The organism is Christiangramia aestuarii, from assembly GCF_009735585.1.
Taxonomy (GTDB): Bacteria; Bacteroidota; Bacteroidia; order Flavobacteriales; family Flavobacteriaceae; genus Christiangramia; species Christiangramia aestuarii.
This window is the reverse complement of sequence record NZ_VJVW01000197.1, coordinates 1-348: the sequence shown is the minus strand read 5'-3', so window position 1 is coordinate 348 and position 348 is coordinate 1. Positions and strand designations below refer to the sequence as shown.

The following is a 348-nucleotide window of genomic DNA, read 5'->3' as shown; positions in this document are numbered from 1 at the left end:
TTCGAGGAACAACTGGCGTCCGCGGCGCAATGCCGCCGAGCGACGGGTGACACCGTCCACCCGGCTGACCAGGTCGTCGCCGTCGAGGCGATACTGGCTGGGGCTGGCGTGGCGCAGGCGGACGCAGCGGCGTTCGTCGCGGCAGCGCAGCATCAGGTCGGACTCCCGCGCCAGGGCGCTGCGCCAGCCGTCGTTGCGGCTCCACGGCGAATGCGGGTCGTCGTCGCGACGGTGGCCCGGTTCGCTCTGCAGCCAGGCTTCGGCGGCGGCCTGCCAGAAATGCTCCGGCAGCGCTTGCGGCGCCGGCAGCAGGTCGTCTTGGTGGCGCGCGATGAAACCGGTGTCCAG

Annotated in this window: 1 pseudogene; it reads right to left on the bottom strand. The window is 72.4% G+C overall.

Annotated elements, in window-relative coordinates:
* A pseudogene (locus FLP08_RS17505) lies at positions 1–348 on the bottom strand (hypothetical protein); the annotation flags it as partial.